This window comes from Nocardiopsis sp. CNR-923, from assembly GCF_001942255.1.
Classification (GTDB): Bacteria; Actinomycetota; Actinomycetes; order Streptosporangiales; family Streptosporangiaceae; genus Nocardiopsis.
In genome coordinates this window covers 1-19,755 of record NZ_MKKC01000117.1, presented here as the reverse complement: position 1 = coordinate 19,755, position 19,755 = coordinate 1, and the positions used below count along the sequence as shown (strand labels likewise).

The following is a 19,755-nucleotide window of genomic DNA, read 5'->3' as shown; positions in this document are numbered from 1 at the left end:
CCGCACGGAGAACCCGTCCCCCGCGAACCGCGGGAACACGTGCAGATGGGCGTGGAAGACCTCCTGCCCGGCGGCCTCACCGTCGGCCAGGAACACGATTCACGCCTCACACCGCACCACCCCGCCCCGCAACGCCGCCCCACCCGCGCGCCGTGCTCCACATCCGCGCGCGCACCCCGCGTCGACATCCCCCAACCCCACCACGTCTCGCGCGCACCACCAAAACGTGGCCGGGCGTCACCGGATTCAGGTCCATGAACGCCAGCACCAACTCGTCGGAGTGCACCAGACTCACCGGAGCCCCTCCGTCCCGGATCAGGCAGAACACGCAGTCGCTCACACGGACCTCCTCGTCGGCGCTCGACCCACCCTCACACGCCCCACCCCGCGCCACCACCCCTCCTTCCCACCGGCACGTCCCCACCATCCCCACACCCGCCTCGACTACGGTCGACCCCGTGAGCAACCAGGAACACCACCCCGGCGACCAACGCCCGCTCACCGCCCGCACCGCACAACCCCCGACAGCACCACCGAAGACGCCCGGCAAGCCACGATCACCACCCACCAGAGCTGGACGATCCCACACCCCGAGCCCGCCTCGACTTGACACCACGTCGCCCAGCAGCCCCCACACGATGCCAAACCGCCCAAATCCTGCTAGCGTGCCGATCGCGAACAGCATGATGATTGAGGAGACCTGAACATGGTCCAACAGACGCGCGAACAGTGGGGGACGCGCGCGGGCTTCCTGATGGCGGCGATCGGATCCGCCATCGGCCTCGGCAACATCTGGCGATTCCCCTACGTCGCCTACGAGAACGGCGGCGGCGCCTTCCTGGTGCCCTACCTCGTCGCCCTCCTCACCGCCGGCATCCCCCTGCTCATCCTCGAATACGCCATCGGACACCGGTACCGCTCCTCCGCACCCCTGTCCTACCGGCGCCTCCTGCGCCCCGCCGAAGCGATCGGCTGGTGGCAGGTCGCGATCTGCTTCGTGATCGCCGTCTACTACGCGGTCATCATCGCCTGGGCGATCCGCTACACCTTCTTCTCCTTCGGGCAGCAGTGGGGCGAGGACCCCGACGGCTTCTTCTTCGGCACCTTCCTCCAGACCGCGCAGGCCCCCGGCATGGTCTCCGGCTACGTCTCCGCAGTCGTCTGGCCCCTGATCGCCGTCTGGGTCGTCGTCCTTGGCGTCCTGGCCCTGGGCATCCGCAACGGCGTGGAAAAGGCCAACCGGATCTTCATCCCCCTGCTGCTGGTCCTCTTCCTCGTCATGGTCGTGCAGGCCCTCACCCTCGACGGCGCCACCCAGGGCCTCAACGCCCTGTTCACCCCCGACTGGGCCGCCATGAGGGAGGGCAGCGTCTGGATCGCCGCCTACGGACAGATCTTCTTCTCCCTGTCCATCGGGTTCGGCATCATGGTCACCTACGCCTCCTACCTGCGACGCAAGTCCGACCTGACCGGCTCCGCCCTCGTGGCGGGCTTCGCCAACAGCTCCTTCGAACTGCTGGCCGGCATCGGCGTCTTCGCCGCACTGGGCTTCATGGCCACCGCGGCGGGCACCAGCGTCGACCAGGTCGCCACCTCAGGCCTGGGCCTGGCCTTCGTCGCCTTCCCCCAGATCATCTCCAGCCTGCCCTTCGGCGCCAGCCTCTTCGGCGTGCTGTTCTTCGGCTCCCTCGTGATCGCCGGAATCAGCTCCCTGCTGAGCATCGTCCAGGTCATCGTGTCGGCCGTACACGAACGCACCGGCATGGGCCGCCTGCCGACCGTCCTGACCGTCGGCGGCGCCACCGCCCTGGCCTCGATCCTGCTCTTCCCCACCCACGAGGGCCTGTTCTTCCTCGACGTGGCCGACCACTTCATCAACCAGTACGGCATCGCCCTGGCCGGGCTCGTCCTCATCATCACCGTCGCCTGGATCGCCCGGAAGCTACCGCTGTTCCAGGCCCACGCCAACGCGGTGTCCTCCCTGCGACTGGGCCTGTGGTGGCGCCTGACCCTGGGCATCATCACCCCCGCCCTGCTGGGCTACATGATGTGGGACAGCCTGCGCACCGAACTGGACGCCAACTACGGCGAGTACCCCACCCCGTTCCTGCTCAGCGCGGGCTGGGGCGTGGCCGTCGGCGCCATCGTCATCGGCGTGGTCATCTCGCTCGTTCCGTGGAAGCGCGCCGACGAACTCGCCGCCCAGGACGCGCGCGCCGACCGCGACCCCACCACGGAAGGGGACCAGTGATGTCCACCGGTGCCATCGTCATGATGGTCGTCTCCATCGTCCTACTCTGGGGCGGCCTGGCCGCGGCCATCGTCAACCTGCGCCGCAACCCCGAGGAACCCGAACACCACGAGTAGCCCGCCCCCGGGGCGGGCGGGGGCGGGCTGAAGCCATCAGGCGCCCCGCCCCCCGAACCGACGCGCCGCCCCCCGCTCACGGAGGACGGCGCGACCGATCGACACAGGTGAGGACTCAGGTGCCGCCGCCCGGGCGCGTCACCCGCAACTGGCGGAGCAGACCGCCGTAGTCCTCGTCGTCGTCACTGATGAACATCGGGAGGGCCCCGTCGACCAACGCGACGCCCTCGACCTTGAGCCCCGAACTACGCGCGAGCTCCTCCGGCGGTCGCACCGGACGCAGCCGGGCGCCGATGGGTCCGCCCGGGCGGACCACCGCGGCACGGTAGACCGCGCTGTCGAAGGGACCGAGGTCACCGGGATCGAAGGCGGAGGAGACGTAGACGTTGCCCCGGCTGTCGATGTCCATCCCCGAGGCGGGGCGCGCGTCCGGCGGTTCGGGCGCCGTGAAGGACACCGACACCCACCTCCTGCCGAACTCGATCCCACCGCCGCGCCCGATCCACAGGCGGGTCATGTTGATCCTGGTCGTGTCGCTTCCCTGCGCCCGCTCGGCGTACACGAAGTAGTCCCGTCCGCGAACCGTCGTCACGGCCGTCGCCTCAACGTTCACGAGCGGTTCGGGCGTCCTGGGCCACGGCACCGCGCCCGCGATCTCGATATCGAGGTCCTCGTCCCACCTGGCGAGATAGATGGTGGGATCGGGGTCGGTGCCGTCGGCGTTGCTCTCCACCAGCAGGGCCTCGTCACGACCGGGCACCCGAGCGATGCTCTCCAGGTCATTGGGCACACTCGGGAACGCCACGTCGAGCTCCTCGACGATGATCCCGTCGGTGTCGACGGGGGTCCGCACGATCGACAGGCGTGGGAGGTCGCGCTCGGCGTAGTCGTCCCTCGCGTCGTGACAGACCAGGAAGATCTGCTGTGGCTCCTCGCCGTCTCCAGCCTCGGCCGTGGCGAGCCACGTGATGCCGCTGAACTCGCGTGGCGCCCTGATCTGGCTCCGTCCGGTCGACGAGGCGCCGGCGGAGGCGTCGACGCCGCCCGCGGTGAGTGCCAGGACGCTCAGCGCCACGGCGGTCGGCAACACACCGCGTGTCCTCAGCCGACGTCGCATCATGGTCCTCCCATCGTGCGGCGGACACGGCCGCCGGGTCCGTTCTGCACGAACCTAGAACAGGAGACCGCGATCCCGGCGCAAGCACCGCCGGAGACACGAGAATTCTCCCCAGGTCAAAGGACCGAGCAGGATGCCCTCACGGGCCAAACGCGCACACCGGATCGTCGCCCACCAGCGACCCCCGGCCACCACTCCACCAAAGCCCGGGGCAGCCACCGTCGCACCGCGTCACCCTCACCCACCAAGCGCCCCCACCCGACGCCCGCGTCCCCGAACGACCAGCCGTGCCCACGGCACGCCCCCGCCCCCCACACCGAGAGGCAAACATGCACCCCACCGTCACCTCGGTCAGCGCCAGCCCCACCCACACCTTCAGCAAACCCGCCCGCTCCAGCATCCGACTGCTAGCCGGACTCGCGTCCAGGGCGACGCCCACCAGGGCACCACCGTCAAACACCGCTCCCGCCTCGCCCAGGACCCCACTCGACCCAACCTGCGCCAGATCCACCTCATCTCCGCCGAACTCCTCGACGAATTCGCCGCCCACGGCCACCACGTCCAACCCGGCCAACTGGGCGAGAACGTCACCACCCGCAGCCTGGACCTGCTGTCCCTGAGCACCGGAACCGTCCTAGGCCTGGGACCCCACGCCCGAATCCGCGTCACAGGACTGCGCAACCCCTGCGTCCAGATCGACGGGTTCTCCCGCGGCCTGCTCGCGCACACGGTCCGCCGCCAGGACGACGGCACCATCACCCGCCGCGCCGGAATCATGGGCACCGTCCTGACCAGCGGCACCGTGGAACCCGGCATGGACATCACCGTCCACCCGCCCCAAGGACCTCACCTGCCACTCCAACGCGTCTGAGCGCCACCACCCCGCACCCGGTGTCAACGTCAGCACCCGGCACACACCCGGGGGCAGCCCTCACGACGATCCTTCGCACCACAGGACCGCAAACCCAGGGCCGCCCCCTCACCGCCGGACACCCCGACTCCACCGAACCGACCACGCCCCGCCCGGGCCCACCCCACAGCACCATCCCGAACGACACCAGAGCACCACGAACCCACGCCGCAAGACACCCCCGTGCCATCCTGAAGGCATGGGACAGGCCACCGTGACACTGCGCATCGCGCCCGAACTCCGGTTCTTCCTCCCCCCGCGCCACCGGAACACCACCCCCCTCCACACCGACCACGACGGCACCTCCACCCTCGGCCACGTCGTGGAATCCCTGGGCATCCCCCGCACCGAGACCGGCCCCCTGTACGCTGACGGCCACCCCGTCGACGCCACCCACCGCCCCGCTTCCTCCTCGACGTCCACCTGGGCACCCTCGCCCGCCGCCTACGCCTCCTCGGACTGGACACCGACTACCACAACGACCGCGACGACCCCGCACTCGTCCACCAGGCCAACCACCAACACCGCGTCCTGCTCACCCGAGACCGCGAACTCCTGTGCCGCAAGGCCCTGCGCGCTGCGCCCACGTTCACCACGACCAACCCGACGAGCAGCTCACCTACGTCCTGGAACGCTTCGCCCCACCCCTGGACCCCTGGACCCGATGCCTGGACTGCAACGGCCCCCTGACCCCGGTCGTCAAGGACGAAGTCGCCCACACCCTCCCCGCCGAACCCGCGCCACCTACGACACCTTCGCCCGCTGCACCGCCTGCTCCCACGTGTACTGGCGCGCGCCCACCACCAACACCTCGCCCAGATCATCCGCGACGCACACGCCACCCTCGCCGCACACCCCAGCCTCTCGACCACGGACTGATCCCACCCCCGGGCGCCCACCGATTCCGCCCGCCAGACAGCGCTCGCCCCAGCGCGGGACGGCGCCGACGCGATTCCAGCGGGGCCCGCCCGCACCGACGATCACCCCAGGCGTCCCCACCTCCGTCGGCCCACCACGCCCACCATAGAGAAACCAATGACACGTATGCGCGTTTCCATTGGTCCAATGACAGGTTCATCGCCTAGGTTCGACATCGTCACACCACGGTCCACAACCAACAGGAGCACCACCATGGCGAACATCCTCTTCGTGATCACCGGCGCCGACCACTGGACACTCACCGACGGCACCGCGCACCCCACCGGCTTCTGGGCCGAGGAGGTCGTCACCCCCTACCAGACGTTCACCGCGGCCGGGCACCGGGTCACCGTCGCCACCCCCGGCGGTGTCGTGCCCACCGTCGACCAGGTCAGCCTCACCCCCGAGTCCAACGGCGGCCAGGACGGCGCCGACGCCGTCCGCGACGCCCTCGCCGCCATCACCGAACTCCACCATCCGCGCGAACTGGCCGACGTCGACCCCACCGACTTCGACGCCGTCTTCTACCCCGGCGGCCACGGCCCCATGGAGGACCTGGCCGTCGACACCGACTCCGGCGCCCTGCTCATCCGCGCGCTTGACCACGGCACACCCCTGGGAGTGGTCTGCCACGGCCCCGCCGCACTCCTGGCCGCCACCCGCCCCGACGGCGCCAACGCCTTCGACGGCTACCGGGTCGCCGCCTTCACCAACACCGAGGAGGCCCAGGTCGGATTCGCCGACAAGGCCCCCTGGCTGCTCCAGGACCGCCTCACCGACGCGGGCCTGACCGTCCAGACCGGCGAGCCCTGGGCGCCCAACGTCGTCACCGACCGCACCCTGGTCACCGGACAAAACCCCGCCTCCTCGGGACTGGCGGCCGCCCAACTCCTCACGCTCCTGCGCTGAGGGCCAACCACCCACCCGCATCCGTAGAATCCACAGGTATGGGACACAAGGACGGCGACGATCCGGCCGCACCGCTGCTGGCGGTGCAGCCGGACCTCAACCTCCTGCGCACCTTCCTGGCCGTGTACCGGTCCGGGTCCTTCACCGCGGCCGCCGGGCTCCTGGGCCTGTCCCAACCCACCGTGACCACCCAGATCCGCAACCTGGAACGCACCACCGGACGGGACCTGTTCGAACGCCTGCCGCGCGGCGCCACCCCCACCCCGGTCGCCCACGACCTGGCAGCCAGCGTGTCCGGGCCCCTGGACGCACTCGCCGCCGCCACCGGACACGACCCCGAACACCTGACGCCCACCGTCCCCGTCCACCTGGCCGGGCCCGCCGAGTACCTGTCCACGTGCGTGCTGCCCTTCCTGGCCCCCCTCATCGCCGACGGACTCCACCTGCGCGTGACCACGGGACTGGCCGACTCCCTGCTCGACGAACTGCGCGCCGGCCGCTACGACCTGGTCATCTCCACCACCCGGCCCCGCGGCCGCAACCTGCTGTCGGAGCCCCTGGCCGACGAGGAGTTCGCGCTGGTCGCCGCACCCGTATGGGCCGACCGCGTCCGCGACCGCCTGGCCGCCGAGGGCCCCTCCGTCCTGCACGAGGTGCCTCTGGTCTCCTACGCCGAGGACCTGCCCATCGTGCGCCGCTACTGGCGCCACGTCTTCGGCCGACGCCTGGCCTGCCGCGCCACGCTCACCATCCCCGACCTGCGCGGCGTGCTGTCCGCCGTCAAGGCGGGCGCGGGCTTCAGCGTGCTGCCCACCTACCTGTGCGCCGACGCCCTCGCCACCGGAGCGCTCGTTGTGCTCCACGAGACCGACGACCCGCCCATCAACACCTCCTACCTGGCACAACGCCCCGGCATCCCCTACAACACCTACGTGAACCGGGTCCGCGACCACCTGCTCACACCCGGCCCGCACACCTGCGACCCCAGCGAGTGAACCGGCAGCGCCTCCCACAGGGTCCTGGCCCGCGCCGGACTGTCCAACGCCACGTTCATCGAAGGCCTCTGACGGTTCAGCGGCCAGTCGAGACAGCTGGTCTGGCGGCATGCTGATCTGGCGGCATGGTCGCAACAGGGCCGACAAGCTCACCCCAGCCGACCGGCGCGGCCTGACGCCGCTGTTCTGGACTCACGTGCGCCCTTACGGCGGGGTCAACCTGGACCTGGACTCGCGGCTGGACACCGGCGCGGCAGCGCAACCTTGCGGCTCCGCCCCCGCGTCAGCGGCCGGGCTCAGCGCCGCCCGTCACGGATCTGGTATCTCCTCCAAAGACCTCGGGCCTGTTGTTTGGGACACATCCCTCGGCCAGTGAATACACAAAGTGATGACCAAGCTGGCAAATGGAGGGCGGCGGAACGACAGGGGATGGTTGCTCGCCCGTCCACCGATCGGGGTCAAGCGGGACGTGGCACCAGTCGGGCGGCGCGGGTTTCCAGGTAGCGGCGCTCGGCCAGGCTGGTGGTGCCGCGGGCGGCGCGGTGGTAGTGCTCCCGGGCTGCCGGATGGTCGCCGGCCATCTCCAGCAGGTGTGCGCGGACCGCGTGCAGCCGGTGGTGGTCGGTGATCCGGTCGTCCGCGGCCAGCTCGTCCAGCAGGGCCAGGCCGGCCCGCGGGCCGTCGATCATGGCGACCGCCACCGCCCGGTTCAGGCTGGCCATCGGGTTCGGCGAGAGCCGCTCCAGGATCTTGTACAGCGTGTTGATCTGTCGCCAGTCGGTCTCGCCGGTGCTGGGCGCCTCGTCGTGCAGCGCGGCGATGGCGGCCTGCAACTGGTAGGGGCCGAGTGTCGAGCGGGTCATAGCGTCAGTGACCAGCGCGACGCCCTCAGCGATGCGACCGCGGTCCCAACGCGAGCGGTCCTGCTCGTCGAGCGCAATCAGCTCGCCGTGCGGGCCGGTGCGGGCGGCCCGGCGGGCGTCGGTGAGCAGCATCAGGGCCAGCAGGCCGGCTACCGCGCCGTCGTCCGGCAGCAGCCGGTGCAGCAGGCGGGTCAGTCGGATCGCCTCGGCGGCCAGGTCGTCGCGCCGCAGCCGGTCTCCGGAGCTGGCGGTGTAGCCCTCGTTGAAGATCACGTACAGCACGTGCAGCACGACCCGCACTCGCTCCACCCGATCCTGCCCGACCGGCAAGGTGAACTCGCTGCCGGTGGCCTTGATCCGCTGTTTGGCCCGGCTGATCCGGGCCGCCATGGTCGGTTCCGGCACGAAGTAGGCGCGTGCGATCTCCGCAGTGGTCAGGCCGCCAACCGCGCGCAGCGTCAGCGCGATCTGCGAGGCCGGGCTCAGCACCGGGTGGCAGCACAGGAACAGCAGAGTGAGCGTGTCATCCCGGTCGGCCCGGGGGTCCTCGCCGGGGCCAGGCGACATCGGATCCGGCTCCCGGGCGGCCATCTCGTCCTCGCGTCGGCGCCGGGCCTGTTCGCTGCGAATCTGGTCGACCAGGCGACGACCGGCGACCGTGATCAGCCAGCCGCGCGGGTTGTCTGGGACGCCCTCGGCCGGCCAGCGCGTCGCGGCGGCGAGCAGCGCCTCCTGCACGGCGTCCTCACTCAGCTCGAACTGCCCGTACCGGCGCACCAGCGCGCCGAGGGCCTGCGGCGCCAGCGCGCGCAGCAGGCCCTCGATGGTGGCGCGGTCGGCGCTCACGCAGTCGGGCCTGCGGAGAAGATCACCTGGCGGATCTCGATGCCCAGGCCGTTGAATCGGGCGTCCGGGATCATCGCGGCCAGCTCCAGCGCGCGGTCCCTGCTCGCGACGTCGACCAGGTAGTAGCCGCCCAGGAACTCCTTGGCCTCCAGGTAGGGACCATCGGTGACGACCGGCACACCGTCGCGGACGCGGACCACCGAGCTCTGGGACGGGTCGGCCAGCGCCTCGGTGCTGATCATCTCGCCGGACTCGCGGAGCGTCTTCATGAACTCGCCATGGCCTTCCATGATCTCCTGGCGCTCGGCCTCGGTCAGCTCCTCCATGATGGCCGGATTGACGTGCATGATCAGCAGGAACTTCATGTCCAACTCCTCACCGTCGCGGCGCCCGGTCGGGCCCCGTCATCGGGTGGTCGTCGCGGGCCGACCGCTCTTGACATGCCGGCGGCGGGTTCAGCAGATCAGATGATTCTGCCGGTACGGGTCAAGATCCGTCGATCGGCTCCGACCGTACGGTGACGATCCAAGTCTCACCAACGCTATCGCAGGAGGAACACGTGGCTCAGCTACTGAGAGTCCAGAACTTCAACGTCTCGAGTGACGGAATCGGTGCCGGTGCGGACCAGACCCTCGAAAGACCATTCGGCCATGTCGATCCCGAGAGGCTGTTCGCCTGGGCCGGCGCCACTGCGAGTTGGCCCATGCGCACCGACCCCGGGGGCAGCCGGGGGCTCGACGACTACCTCACGCGGGGCTACGCCCACAACATCGGCGCCGAAATCATGGGCCGGAACAAGTTCGGTCCCCAGCGCGGGCCCTGGCACAACCACGAGTGGCGCGGCTGGTGGGGTGACGAGCCCCCGTTCCGCATGCCGGTATTCGTCATGACCCACTACAAGCGTCCTTCGTTCACGCTCTCCGACACCACGTTCCACTTCGTCGACGGCGACCCTGCCATGGTCCTCGAACAGGCCCGGGAGGCGGCGCAGGGCAAGGACGTCCGACTCGGCGGCGGGGCTACCACCATCCGGCAGTTCCTCGACGCCGACCTCGTCGACACCCTGCACGTGGCGGTCTCGCCAGTGAAGCTCGGGTCCGGAGTACGACTCTGGGAGTCCCCCGATGAGCTGCTCGACCGGTTCCACCTGGAGGTCGTTCCCAGCCCGAGCGGGGTGACGCACCACCTGTTCTGGCGAAAGTGACCGGACCTCAAGGCTGACCCCGGCCGGCTGTTTTGCCTCCCGGGGGCTGCCTTGAGGCGGGCCGTCGAGCGATGGTTACAACGTCACGGCCATTCGGTGGTGGCGTGCAGGGCCGGGTTGTAGGCGGGTGGGGGTATGTGGAGTCCGTCGGTGGTGTAGTCGCCGAAGCGGAGCACGTTCTCGCGCCGGTAGGGGCTGAGCACCGCCAGATCGCTCGCACGGAGGGTCCAGCTCGCGGGCCATCTGACGCAGGGTTTTGGTCATGTCGATGGTGGTCGAGAAGATCACGCTTGCGGCGACAAGGTCGAGGAACTTCACTGCCCTGTCCTGCAGTTCCGGGTCGCGGCTGTTCAGCCAGCCGGCGTTGCCGAAGTGGAGCCACTTGGTGAACCCGTTGTATGCCTCGGCCTTGTTCGTCGCCCGCTGGATCTGCTCACGCAGTGTGGGGTCGGACAAGTAGCGAAGGAGCACGGCTGTACGCACAGCACGCCCGACTTCCCGGAATGGCTGGTAGATCTGGTTCTTTCTCGACCGGTTGTTCAGCCTGCGGAGCAGCGTCACCGAGGAGACGGTGCCCTGTTTGACCGAGAGCGCGACCTGCATGAGGTCGGGCCAGTGGCGGCGCAGAAGGTCCCAGTCGATCGCCGTGCGGGGGTTCGGTGGAGAACAGCTGGTCGATGTGTCGGTAGCGCACCGCGGGGTCGGGGCGGTGGAACGTCAGGTCCTGCAGTTCCCGCCTCGACACGCCGCCAAGGCCTCGATCTCCGCGAGCTGGGCATCGAAGCCGCCGCTGCCCTCCACCACCTCGTGGATGCGCTTCACCGCCAAGACACCGCCCAGGCTCCCCTGATGACCGCTCTGACCGGCGCGCTCGTCGACGATGTGCTCCCTGAGCACCGTGAGCACGTCCTTATAGGCCACCAGGAGCTGCTCGGTCGATGCCTTGTGCCGCTGTTCCAGACTCGTCAGCTCCTCCTGGGCTCGCTTGGCGTGCCGGGCCATCCGCTTGGACAGCATCACCACGAACTCATCGCGCACCCGCGCCCTGGCTTTCGCCACCGCGCACGCAAGCAGCGCGGTCCGTCGCGGCTCGGAGATATCCAGCATCTCGCCGACCGACAGCACCGCGGCCTGTTCCGCGAACGCGCTGACCTTGGTCGACGCAACGCCCTTGACCCACCTCCCCGCATCGCCGAAACCATCGACGAGGTCGACACGGTCGCCGTGCTGGCGATACCTGGACCACGTCGCCCGGGCTCTTTCATCACGTCGAACGGACTGCGACGCTCACCGCCCGGCACCACCAGCAGCCCGGCCAGACGAGGCCGGGCCGAGCCCACTCGCTCGGCGATCCCGGCACAGATTTCCCCCTCCACCCGCGCCTTGATGGAGCCCGCCATCCGGTCCAGCGTGGAAACCCCGGCAGTTCCAAGCCCGCGCGGACGAGTTCCTCCAGCGCGACATTCACCAGGTCCACCACCGAGGCACGGACCGACACCGCCCCTGCTGCTCAGCGCCCGCACATGGCCGTCACAATTCCGTTGTTTCGTTGCGTTGGAAACGTTTTACTATAACGTATTACAACGACCGCCAACGGAAACCAAAGCCAGAGGGCTCCATTCTGACCTCCGATAAGTGGACCTTCCCGGGGGTCAGGCCCAGAGGGGCCCCCGCCCCTCCACACGGCCCCGCCCCGGAACCGCAACGTTATTCGGCCATCCAGTCTGACCCGCGAAAACGCGTCAGATACAGCCTTGGCTGTACTGGCCCCGCCCGCGCCCCGACCGACGCGGGGGTTGGGGAGGATGACTGGATTCGGCGGTGCAGCTGTGACCTTCGTGTCGGAGCCGTTCACACACCGAGAACCTCAGCCCAGGCGGGGGCGAACCACGGATGCCTCTACGCTGGCCGGCAGATCCGCCCCCTCCAACGCAGGAGTCCCACGAACCAACAGGGGGCCACCCCTTCGCGTGGGAGCCCGCCCCGCGGTCCGCCGAGCTGCGTCACAGGACGCGAGCTGTGAGCACCAGTGGGCCTTGGACACCGTGCTGCGCGGCGGCCTCAACCAGGAACGCGACCAGCCACCCCAGAGCATCCGAAGACCACTCGGCCAGGGTCGCGTGGATCGTCGCACGGTGGTGGCCGGGACCGCGCCACAGGTGGTCGGCGATCCCGGGAAAGAGCCCCGCCGCCGCGTCGGCGTCCTCGGCCGCGGGAGCCGGATGCGCCACCGGTCGGACGGTTGCCCGCTCACTGAGGAGGGTGCGGGATGTCGGCGCGTCCAGGTGGCGGGTGTGGGGTCGGTTCCTGGACCCACGCACGTGTGCCCGGTGGCGGCTCCGCCTGCTGCGTGGCCGCCACCGGGATCGCGCTCGCGCGGTGGAGCGGGTCAGGCGGGCTGGTAGGTCAGGTCGAGCACACCCGATCCGAAGGCGGCCGACCGGGTGAGCTTCAGGGACGCGGGGGCGGTGCCCTCGGGGAACAGGTGCTGCCCCTTGCCGACCACGAGCGGGTGGAGCAGCAGACGCAACTCGTCCAGCAGACCGGCCCCCAGGAGGGTTCGGATGAGGCCGATGCTGCCCGTGAGGGCGATCGTGCCGCCGGGCTCCTGCTTGAGCGCCTTGACCGCGTCGACGACGTCGCCCTCGACCAGGGCCGCGTTGTTCCAGTCGACCGAGGTCATGCTCCGCGAGACGACGAGTTTGCGCACGCCGTTGATGGCGTCGGCCATCTCGCCGCTCTCGTGCGGCCAGAACCCGACGAACGCCTCGTAGGTCACCCGTCCCATCAGCAGTGTGTCGGCCTCGGTGTACATCTGGCCCACCGCCTCGCCCATCTCCTGGTCCATGTACGGGAAGTGCCAGGTCTCCGGCGCCTCCACGACCCCGTCCAGGGAGATGAACAGCTCAGCCTTCAGCTTGCGGATCTCACTCATGTCCAGTGTTCCCTTCGCCGTGTCCGGCTCGCGGCCCGATCTTGTCCGCGCCGCGAACCAGTCCAAATTAAACGACACGTATCGTGTCGCAATCAGAGTGCCAGGGGACGATCGTCCTTGTCAACACGATACGTTCCGTTTCCCCTAGACTGGGGCCATGGTCAAGCAACCCAACGCGGCTCGCCGCAGCCAGAGCAGCCGCCGAGCAACACTGACCGCCGCCCAGGAACTGTGCGGCGAGATCGGCTACGGGCGACTCACCATCGAGGCGATCGCCGCCCGCGCGGGAGTGAGCAAGAAGACCATCTACCGGTGGTGGCCCTCCAAGGGCGCTATCGTCCTGGAACTCCTCGACGAGATCGCGACCACCACCGCGGACCCCCCCGACACCGGCGACCTGGCCGCCGACCTGCACACCCAGCTGACCGAGGCCATCGGCATCCTCGACCCGCCGCACACCTCGCCAGCCGCCGGAGTGATCTCCGAGGCACTACACGACCCCGAACTCGCCCACGACCTGCGCGAACGCCTCATAGAACCGCGTATCGCCCAATTCAAGGAACGGATGCGCCGAGCACAACGACAAGGCCTACTCGACCCGGACGCCGACCTGGACGTAGCACTGGACCTGCTGTACGGACCCCTCTACCACCGGCTCGTCTTCCACCTCGGCATGCCCGACTCCAGCTACCTCACCACCCTCATCACCCACGCCCTGCGTGCACTCACCCCCACACGACCACAGCACGAACCCGCGGACCAGGGGACCACGGGCACCTAACCTTCAGCCACAGGACGCCAAACCCGCGCCACCACGCCCCCAGCCCGACGCCGGAGGGCGTGTCGCCCGGCCACAGCGCCCCCGGCCCGAACCCGTCACCCACCACCCCGTGCTGTACCGTGACACCCACAACGACGACCAAGGAGGTGAGCAGCGATCCTCGCAGTCAACCGCTGGGCGCCCTCACCGGGGATCGAACCGACCACGACCCCCTGACCACGGGCGACCCACCCGGACCGAAAGGCACCCGTGGCCTCGCCCCACACCCTCACCCCGTCGTCCCTGACCCACCGCCTGCGCGCCGCCGGCTGCGTCTTCGCCGAGGACGAAGCCCACCTGCTCGCCACCACGGCGCACACCCCCGACCAACTCGCGTCCATGACCGACCGACGCTGCGCCGGAATCCCCCTCGAACACGTCCTGGGCTGGGCCCGCTTCTGCGGCATGCGCATCGCCGTCGACCCGGGCGTGTTCGTCCCCCGCCCACGCACCGAACACCTGGCCCGTCACGCCGCCACCCTGCTCCCACCCCACGGCACCGCAGTCGACCTGTGCTGCGGCACCGGCGCCCTGGGCGCCCACCTGGCCCGCACCCACCCCGGCCTGACCCTGCACGCCGCCGACATCGACCCCGCCAGCGTCGCCTGCGCCCGACGCAACCTGCCCGGACACCACGTCCACCACGGCGACCTGTTCACCGCCCTGCCCCACCACCTACGCGGACACATCGACGTCCTGGTCGCCAACGTCCCCTACGTCCCCACCGACCAGATAGCCCTCCTGCCACCCGAAGCCCGCGACCACGAGGCCCGCCGCGCCCTGGACGGCGGCCCCGACGGACTCGACCTGGCCCGCCGCGTCGCCGCCGACGCCCACCACTGGCTCGCCCCCACCGGCCACCTGCTCATCGAGGTCAACGACCACCAGCTCCCCCAAGCCAGCGCCGCCTTCACCCGCGGCGGGCTCACCCCCCAGGTCCTCACCTGCCCCCGCACCGACGCCACCGTCCTGGTCGGCCACCGCTGACGCCCACCACCGCGCGACGCCGACCCGTCCGCACCGAACATCCCCCATCCTGAAACCATGACCGCACCCGACGACGCGCCCGTCTGGCCGCACTGGCCAACCTCCTGGCCGACCCCACCCGCGCCAGGATCTGCCTGGCCCTCCTCGACGGGCGCGCCTGGACCGCCACCGAACTCGCCCGCCACACCCACGTGTCCGCCCCCACCATCAGCGAGCACCTGACCCGCCTGGTCCAGGGAGCCTCCTGACCCAGGAGCGCCAGGGCCGCCACCGCTACGTCCGCATCGCCGACCCCCACACCGCCCACCTCATCGAAGCCCTCACCGCCCACACCACCCCCGCCGACCCGCCATCCCCCAGTACCCTGCGCGCCCACCGCGCCTCCCACGCCCTGGCCCGCGCCCGCACCTGCTACGACCACCTGGCCGGACGCCTGCGTGAGCGTCACCGACGCGCTCACCCGCCAGGGCCTCCTGCGCCAGGACACCGGCTTCGCGCTCACCGACACCGGCCTGGACTGGTTCGACGACCAGGGCATCACCCTGCACCGCACCACCCGCCGCCCCCTGGCCCGCTCCTGCCTGGACTGGACCGAACGCCGCCCCCACCTGGCCGGCGTCGCCGGAGCGGCCCTGTGCCGCCACGCCCTGACCGCCCACTGGTGCGAGCCGGTGGGCACCGCCCGCGCCCTGCGCCTGACCCCCCAGGGTGAACGCGCCCTGGCCGAACTGCTCGACATCGACCCACACACCCTGCGCTGACCCGAACCCGCCCCGCCACCCCGCCTGACACACCCCACCACTCCGTGCCCGCACCACCCCACCAGTGGCAGGATCAACCCATGTCCGTTCGCGAACTCGTGGTCCTGGGCACCTCCAGCGCCGTCCCCACCCGCAACCGCAACCACAACGGCTACTTCCTGCGCTGGGACGGCCACGGCATCCTCCTCGACCCGGGAGAAGGCACCCAACGCCAGATGCGCCTGGCCAAACTCGCCGCCACCGACATCACCCGCGTGTGCGTCACCCACTTCCACGGCGACCACTGCCTCGGCCTGCCCGGCATCATCCACGCCTGGCCCGCGACCGCGTCCCCCACCCCGTCCGCGTCGCCTACCCCGCCGAGGCGAACCCTACTGGCGTCGCCTACGCCACGCCTGCGTCTTCCACGACACCGGCGTCATCATCGGCCAACCCCTCACCCCACAGGCCAGCGACGTCCCCGGCGACAACGACCTGCGCATCACCACCCTGCCTCTCGACCACTCCATCCCCTGCCAGGGCTACCGCATCGCCGAGCCCGACGGCTGGCGCATGCTCCCCGACCGGCTCCGCACCCACGGCGTCCACGGCCCCCAGATCTCCGTACTCCTGCGCGAGGGCGCCGTCACCACCGACGACGGACGCACCGTCACCCTCGCCGACTGCGCACGGCCCCGCCCCGGCCAGGTCTTCGCCTTCGTCATGGACACCGGCGTATGCCCCAACGCCGTCGAACTCGCCCGCGGCGCCGACATGCTCGTCATCGAGGCCACCTTCCTCGACGCCCAAACCCACCTCGCCCAGGCCTACCAACACCTCACCGCCCGCCAGGCCGCACGCATCGCCGCCCAAGCTCAGGTCCGCACCCTGGTCCTGACCCACCTGTCCGAACGCTACGACCACACCGACGAACCCCACTTCGTCGCTCAGGCCGCACAGGAGTTCGACGGCGCCATCGTGCTCGCCCGCGACCTCGAACGCATCCCCGTCCCACCCCGACCCACCAGGCACGACCCCTGACCAGCACACCCTCGACCCCGGCCGCCCGCCGGCTCACCCGCCCGGACGCACGTTGCCCAACATCCGGTCCACCGCGATCTCGATCACCACCCGTTCCGGGTTCTCCCGCGGCCTGCGGTACCGCTCGGCGTAGCGCCGCACCGCCTCGGCCACCGCCTCCGGATCCCGGCTCACCCGCGCCGCACCCTCCAACGTCGACCACCGGCGCCCCTGCACCTGACTCACCGACACCCGCGCCCCCGGGTGCGCGGCCAGGTTGCGCGCCTTGTAACTCCCCCCGTCGCAGATCACCCGCGCCAGACGCCGCTCAGCGTCATAGGTCACCCCCACCGGCACCAGGTGGATACTGCCGTCCGGACGCGCACTGGCCAACATGCACAACCGGCGCTCCCTCCAGAACTCGGCGAACTCCTCAGCGGCCACGGTCGGCTCGTTCACGGCGCACTCCCTCCCACAGCGATGTCCCAACCCCCAGCATCCCAACACCACCCGCCCCCGAGCCCCCGGGGCGGGTGCCGCAGCACACGCCCTAAGCTCGACCCACCCCACCACGAGGAGCACCATGACCGCACCGCACGCCGACGGCATGCTCGACGTCGGCCAAGGCCACCACCTCTACTGGCAGGCCCACGGCAACCCCCGCGGCACCCCCGCCCTGGTCCTGCACGGCGGCCCCGGATCCGGCTGCCACCCCGGCTGGACCGAGTTCTTCGACACCACCCGCTACCGCGTCATCCTCCTGGACCAACGCGGCTCCGGCCGCAGCACCCCGCCCGCCCACGACCCCACCACTGACCTGACCACCAACACCACCCACCACCTCGTCGCCGACATCGAAGCCCTGCGCACCCACCTGGGCATCGCCACCTGGCTCGTCCTGGGCGCCTCCTGGGGGTCCACCCTCGCCCTGGCCTACGCCCAGACCCACCCCGCCCGCGTCCACGGCCTCGTCCTGGTCGCCGTGACCACCACCACCGCCGCCGAGGTCCACTGGATCACCCACGACATGGGCCGCGTCTTCCCCGAGGAATGGGACCGCTTCCGCCGGCCGCCGGGCCCGACGCCGACCCCCACGACCTGGCCACCGCCTACGCCCGCCTCCTGGCCGACCCCGACCCGCGCGTACGTGAGGCCGCCGCCCGGGCCTGGTGCCGATGGGAGGACACCCACGTGAGCACCGTCGCCGGGGCCCGCCCCAACCCCCGCTACCAGGAACCCGACTTCCGCATGACCTTCGCCCGCCTGGTCACCCACTACTGGAGCAACGCCGCCTTCCTGCCCGACGACTGCCTGCTCGACGGCGCCCACATCCTCCAGGGCATCCCCGGCGCCATGGTCCACGGCCGCCTCGACATCAGCGGCCCCGCCGACACCGCCGTCAACCTCGCCCGACACTGGACCACCGCCGACCTGACCATCCTGTCCGGAGCCGGGCACACCGCCGGCCGCGCCACGGGCGAACCCACCATGCTCCAGGCCGCCCGCGCCGCCACCGACCGCCTCGCCCCCGCCTGACCGCCCGCGCCGCCGCACGTTCGGCCGGGGCCTCGCTCAGACCGTCTCGACCGACGCGGGCACGACCGACCGGCGCCCCCACCCCCACAGATCAGCCACAATGACCACACCGACCAAACCGCACACCACGAAAGACCACCCCGTGCCCACACCCCTGCCCAAAGCCGAACTACACGTCCACATCGAAGGCACCCTGGAACCCGAACTCGCCTTCGCCCTGGCCGAACGCAACGGCACCACCCTGCCCCACCCCACCATCGACGACCTACACGCCGCCTACTCCTTCACCGACCTCCAATCCTTCCTCGACCTCTACTACTCCCTCACCGACGTCCTTCGCACCCAACAGGACTTCACCGACCTGGCCGAGGCCTACCTCACCCGCGCCGCCGCCCAAGCGTCCGCCACGCCGAGATCTTCTTCGACCCCCCAAGCCCACACCACCCGAGGCATCGCCCTCGACACCGTCATCAACGGCCTGACCGCCGCCCTGGACACCAGCCTGCAACGCCACGGCATCAGCACCGCCCTCATCATGTGCTTCCTACGCGACCGCCCCGCCACCGAAGCCCTCGACACCCTCCAACAGGCCCGCCCCCACCTGCACCACATCACCGCAGTCGGCCTCGACTCCGCCGAAGTCGGCCACCCGCCCGAGAAATTCACCCACATCTTCGACGCCGCCCGCGACCTCGGACTCCGCTGCGTCGCCCACGCCGGCGAGGAAGGCCCCGCCTCCTACATCTGGCAGGCCCTCAACCTCCTCAAAGCCGAACGCATCGACCACGGCATCCGCTGCCTGGACGACCCCGACCTCGTCGCGCACCTGGCCGCCACCCAAACCCCCCTGACCGTGTGCCCCTTCTCCAACGTGCGCCTGCGCGCCGTCGACACCCTGGCCGACCACCCCCTGCCCGCCCTCATGGACGCCGGCCTCCTCGTCACCGTCAACTCCGACGACCCCGCCTACTTCGGCGCCACGTCCACGACAACTTCGAGGGCCTACGCCTCCACCTCGGCCTCACCCCGCGACAACTGCGCCAACTCGCCCGCAACTCCTTCACCGCCGCCTTCCTGCCCACCCAACGGCGCGACGCCCTCATCGCCGAACTCGACGCCCACCCCGCCCCCTGACACACGCGGGCCCCGCACCCGGCACGGGGCCCACCACCGCCCACGCCTACTCCACCCAACTCACCGACTGGCCGTGCTCCCCCGTGTAGGCCACCACCCGCCCGTCCAACGCCAACGTGAACCGCGCCGGCGCCCCGGGCCGCGCCCGATCCCAGTCCGGGAACACCCGCCACCCCTCGTTCGACACCCAGTGCCCCCCGCGACCCGCGCACCACCTCCACGCCACCCCAGTCGGCTCAGCCACGCTCCCTGTGCCCGCACATCGTCCGCGTGCCAACCACGACCGCGCCGCCGCCTCCTCAGACCGGCCCCGCCCCGCCGGTCGCCTAACGTCCTGTCAACGAACCCTCACCACACAAGCCCCACCAGCCACAACCCCCCACCGAGACCAAGGACACGAACACCCCGCCAGAACTCTCACCCGCCCACGGCGATCCCACGCACCAGACGACCA

At 70.5% G+C, this 19,755-nt stretch carries 21 protein-coding genes and 3 pseudogenes; 15 read left to right on the top strand and 9 right to left on the bottom strand.

The window, feature by feature from the left end:
* A partial coding sequence (locus BJF83_RS29805; RefSeq protein ID WP_262391732.1) for an HIT domain-containing protein occupies positions 1–96 on the bottom strand: 96 nt, incomplete at its 3' end.
* A 610-nt stretch (positions 97–706) separates the two neighbouring features.
* Here BJF83_RS29805 and BJF83_RS21010 point away from each other — a divergent pair.
* Together BJF83_RS21010 and BJF83_RS21005 are read left to right on the top strand one after the other, a co-directional pair.
* A complete protein-coding gene (locus BJF83_RS21010) occupies positions 707–2,251 on the top strand; it encodes a sodium-dependent transporter (RefSeq protein WP_075927661.1) in 1,545 nt (514 codons plus the stop codon).
* The gene (locus BJF83_RS21005; RefSeq protein ID WP_083678637.1) at positions 2,251–2,367 is read left to right on the top strand and encodes a methionine/alanine import family NSS transporter small subunit; all 117 of its coding nucleotides are present in this window, start codon (positions 2,251–2,253) and stop codon (positions 2,365–2,367) included. The genes BJF83_RS21010 and BJF83_RS21005 overlap by 1 nt, the downstream gene beginning before the upstream one ends.
* 115 nt (positions 2,368–2,482) lie before the next feature.
* Here BJF83_RS21005 and BJF83_RS21000 read toward each other — a convergent pair whose 3' ends face one another.
* Entirely contained in the window at positions 2,483–3,457 is a 975-nt protein-coding gene (locus tag BJF83_RS21000; protein ID WP_262391730.1) for a hypothetical protein, read from the bottom strand.
* Positions 3,458–3,617: 160 nt separating this feature from the next.
* Between BJF83_RS21000 and BJF83_RS20995 the strand changes: the two genes are divergently transcribed.
* From BJF83_RS20995 to BJF83_RS20980, 4 genes and pseudogenes are all read left to right on the top strand, one after another.
* Positions 3,618–4,355 (top strand): MOSC domain-containing protein, encoded by a 738-nt coding sequence (locus BJF83_RS20995; RefSeq protein WP_316042332.1) that lies wholly within the window; start codon positions 3,618–3,620, stop codon positions 4,353–4,355.
* Positions 4,356–4,593: 238 nt separating this feature from the next.
* Positions 4,594–5,273, top strand: a pseudogene (locus BJF83_RS20990) (Mut7-C RNAse domain-containing protein).
* A gap of 252 nt (positions 5,274–5,525) precedes the next feature.
* Complete coding sequence (locus BJF83_RS20985; protein ID WP_075927659.1) at positions 5,526–6,221, top strand: type 1 glutamine amidotransferase domain-containing protein; 696 nt, start codon at positions 5,526–5,528, stop codon at positions 6,219–6,221.
* Between the two features lie 38 nt (positions 6,222–6,259).
* Positions 6,260–7,216 carry a LysR family transcriptional regulator gene (locus BJF83_RS20980; RefSeq protein ID WP_075927658.1) on the top strand — a complete coding sequence of 319 codons (957 nt, stop codon included), beginning with the start codon at positions 6,260–6,262 and terminating at the stop codon, positions 7,214–7,216.
* Positions 7,217–7,674: 458 nt separating this feature from the next.
* Here BJF83_RS20980 and BJF83_RS20970 read toward each other — a convergent pair whose 3' ends face one another.
* Together BJF83_RS20970 and BJF83_RS20965 are read right to left on the bottom strand one after the other, a co-directional pair.
* Positions 7,675–8,925, bottom strand: a complete 1,251-nt coding sequence (locus tag BJF83_RS20970; RefSeq protein WP_075927656.1) for an RNA polymerase sigma factor — start codon at positions 8,923–8,925, stop codon at positions 7,675–7,677.
* Positions 8,922–9,290 carry a YciI family protein gene (locus BJF83_RS20965; protein ID WP_075927655.1) on the bottom strand — a complete coding sequence of 123 codons (369 nt, stop codon included), beginning with the start codon at positions 9,288–9,290 and terminating at the stop codon, positions 8,922–8,924. Before BJF83_RS20965 ends, BJF83_RS20970 begins: the two co-directional genes overlap by 4 nt.
* 194 nt (positions 9,291–9,484) lie before the next feature.
* Here BJF83_RS20965 and BJF83_RS20960 point away from each other — a divergent pair, with 194 nt between their 5' ends.
* Entirely contained in the window at positions 9,485–10,129 is a 645-nt protein-coding gene (locus BJF83_RS20960; protein WP_075927654.1) for a dihydrofolate reductase family protein, read from the top strand.
* A 75-nt stretch (positions 10,130–10,204) separates the two neighbouring features.
* Here BJF83_RS20960 and BJF83_RS20955 read toward each other — a convergent pair whose 3' ends face one another.
* From BJF83_RS20955 to BJF83_RS20940, 4 genes are all read right to left on the bottom strand, one after another.
* Positions 10,205–10,771: a transposase gene (locus BJF83_RS20955; RefSeq protein WP_262391731.1), complete on the bottom strand. Its 567-nt coding sequence runs from the start codon at positions 10,769–10,771 to the stop codon at positions 10,205–10,207.
* 75 nt (positions 10,772–10,846) lie between these two features.
* On the bottom strand, positions 10,847–11,236 hold the full coding sequence (locus BJF83_RS20950; RefSeq protein WP_143832019.1) for a hypothetical protein: 390 nt from the start codon (positions 11,234–11,236) through the stop codon (positions 10,847–10,849).
* 896 nt (positions 11,237–12,132) lie between these two features.
* A complete protein-coding gene (locus BJF83_RS20945) occupies positions 12,133–12,360 on the bottom strand; it encodes a hypothetical protein (protein ID WP_075927651.1) in 228 nt (75 codons plus the stop codon).
* A 158-nt stretch (positions 12,361–12,518) separates the two neighbouring features.
* Complete coding sequence (locus BJF83_RS20940) at positions 12,519–13,064, bottom strand: dihydrofolate reductase family protein (RefSeq protein WP_075927650.1); 546 nt, start codon at positions 13,062–13,064, stop codon at positions 12,519–12,521.
* A 157-nt stretch (positions 13,065–13,221) separates the two neighbouring features.
* Between BJF83_RS20940 and BJF83_RS20935 the strand changes: the two genes are divergently transcribed.
* The 5 genes and pseudogenes from BJF83_RS20935 (at position 13,222) to BJF83_RS31275 (ending at position 16,652) form a co-directional block, all read left to right on the top strand.
* Complete coding sequence (locus tag BJF83_RS20935; RefSeq protein WP_075927649.1) at positions 13,222–13,845, top strand: TetR/AcrR family transcriptional regulator; 624 nt, start codon at positions 13,222–13,224, stop codon at positions 13,843–13,845.
* Positions 13,846–14,094: 249 nt separating this feature from the next.
* Positions 14,095–14,871, top strand: coding sequence for a putative protein N(5)-glutamine methyltransferase (locus BJF83_RS20930; RefSeq protein ID WP_075927648.1), 777 nt, complete (start codon positions 14,095–14,097; stop codon positions 14,869–14,871).
* 57 nt (positions 14,872–14,928) lie between these two features.
* Positions 14,929–15,632: pseudogene (locus BJF83_RS20925) on the top strand (ArsR/SmtB family transcription factor).
* A gap of 80 nt (positions 15,633–15,712) precedes the next feature.
* A pseudogene (locus tag BJF83_RS31280) lies at positions 15,713–16,081 on the top strand (MBL fold metallo-hydrolase); the annotation flags it as partial.
* A gap of 103 nt (positions 16,082–16,184) precedes the next feature.
* The gene (locus BJF83_RS31275) at positions 16,185–16,652 is read left to right on the top strand and encodes an MBL fold metallo-hydrolase (RefSeq protein WP_394329369.1); all 468 of its coding nucleotides are present in this window, start codon (positions 16,185–16,187) and stop codon (positions 16,650–16,652) included.
* A gap of 33 nt (positions 16,653–16,685) precedes the next feature.
* Here the strand turns inward: BJF83_RS31275 and BJF83_RS20915 are convergent, their stop codons facing one another.
* On the bottom strand, positions 16,686–17,090 hold the full coding sequence (locus BJF83_RS20915; RefSeq protein ID WP_262391729.1) for a TIGR03618 family F420-dependent PPOX class oxidoreductase: 405 nt from the start codon (positions 17,088–17,090) through the stop codon (positions 16,686–16,688).
* A 124-nt stretch (positions 17,091–17,214) separates the two neighbouring features.
* Here BJF83_RS20915 and BJF83_RS30680 point away from each other — a divergent pair, with 124 nt between their 5' ends.
* The 3 genes from BJF83_RS30680 to add form a co-directional block, all read left to right on the top strand.
* Positions 17,215–17,826: an alpha/beta fold hydrolase gene (locus BJF83_RS30680; RefSeq protein WP_316042331.1), complete on the top strand. Its 612-nt coding sequence runs from the start codon at positions 17,215–17,217 to the stop codon at positions 17,824–17,826.
* The gene (locus tag BJF83_RS30675) at positions 17,823–18,167 is read left to right on the top strand and encodes a hypothetical protein (protein ID WP_316042330.1); all 345 of its coding nucleotides are present in this window, start codon (positions 17,823–17,825) and stop codon (positions 18,165–18,167) included. The genes BJF83_RS30680 and BJF83_RS30675 overlap by 4 nt, the downstream gene beginning before the upstream one ends.
* Before the next feature lie 142 nt (positions 18,168–18,309).
* Positions 18,310–19,755, top strand: a 1,446-nt coding sequence (add, locus tag BJF83_RS27060; protein ID WP_158070419.1) for an adenosine deaminase, incomplete at its 3' end; no start/stop codon positions are given.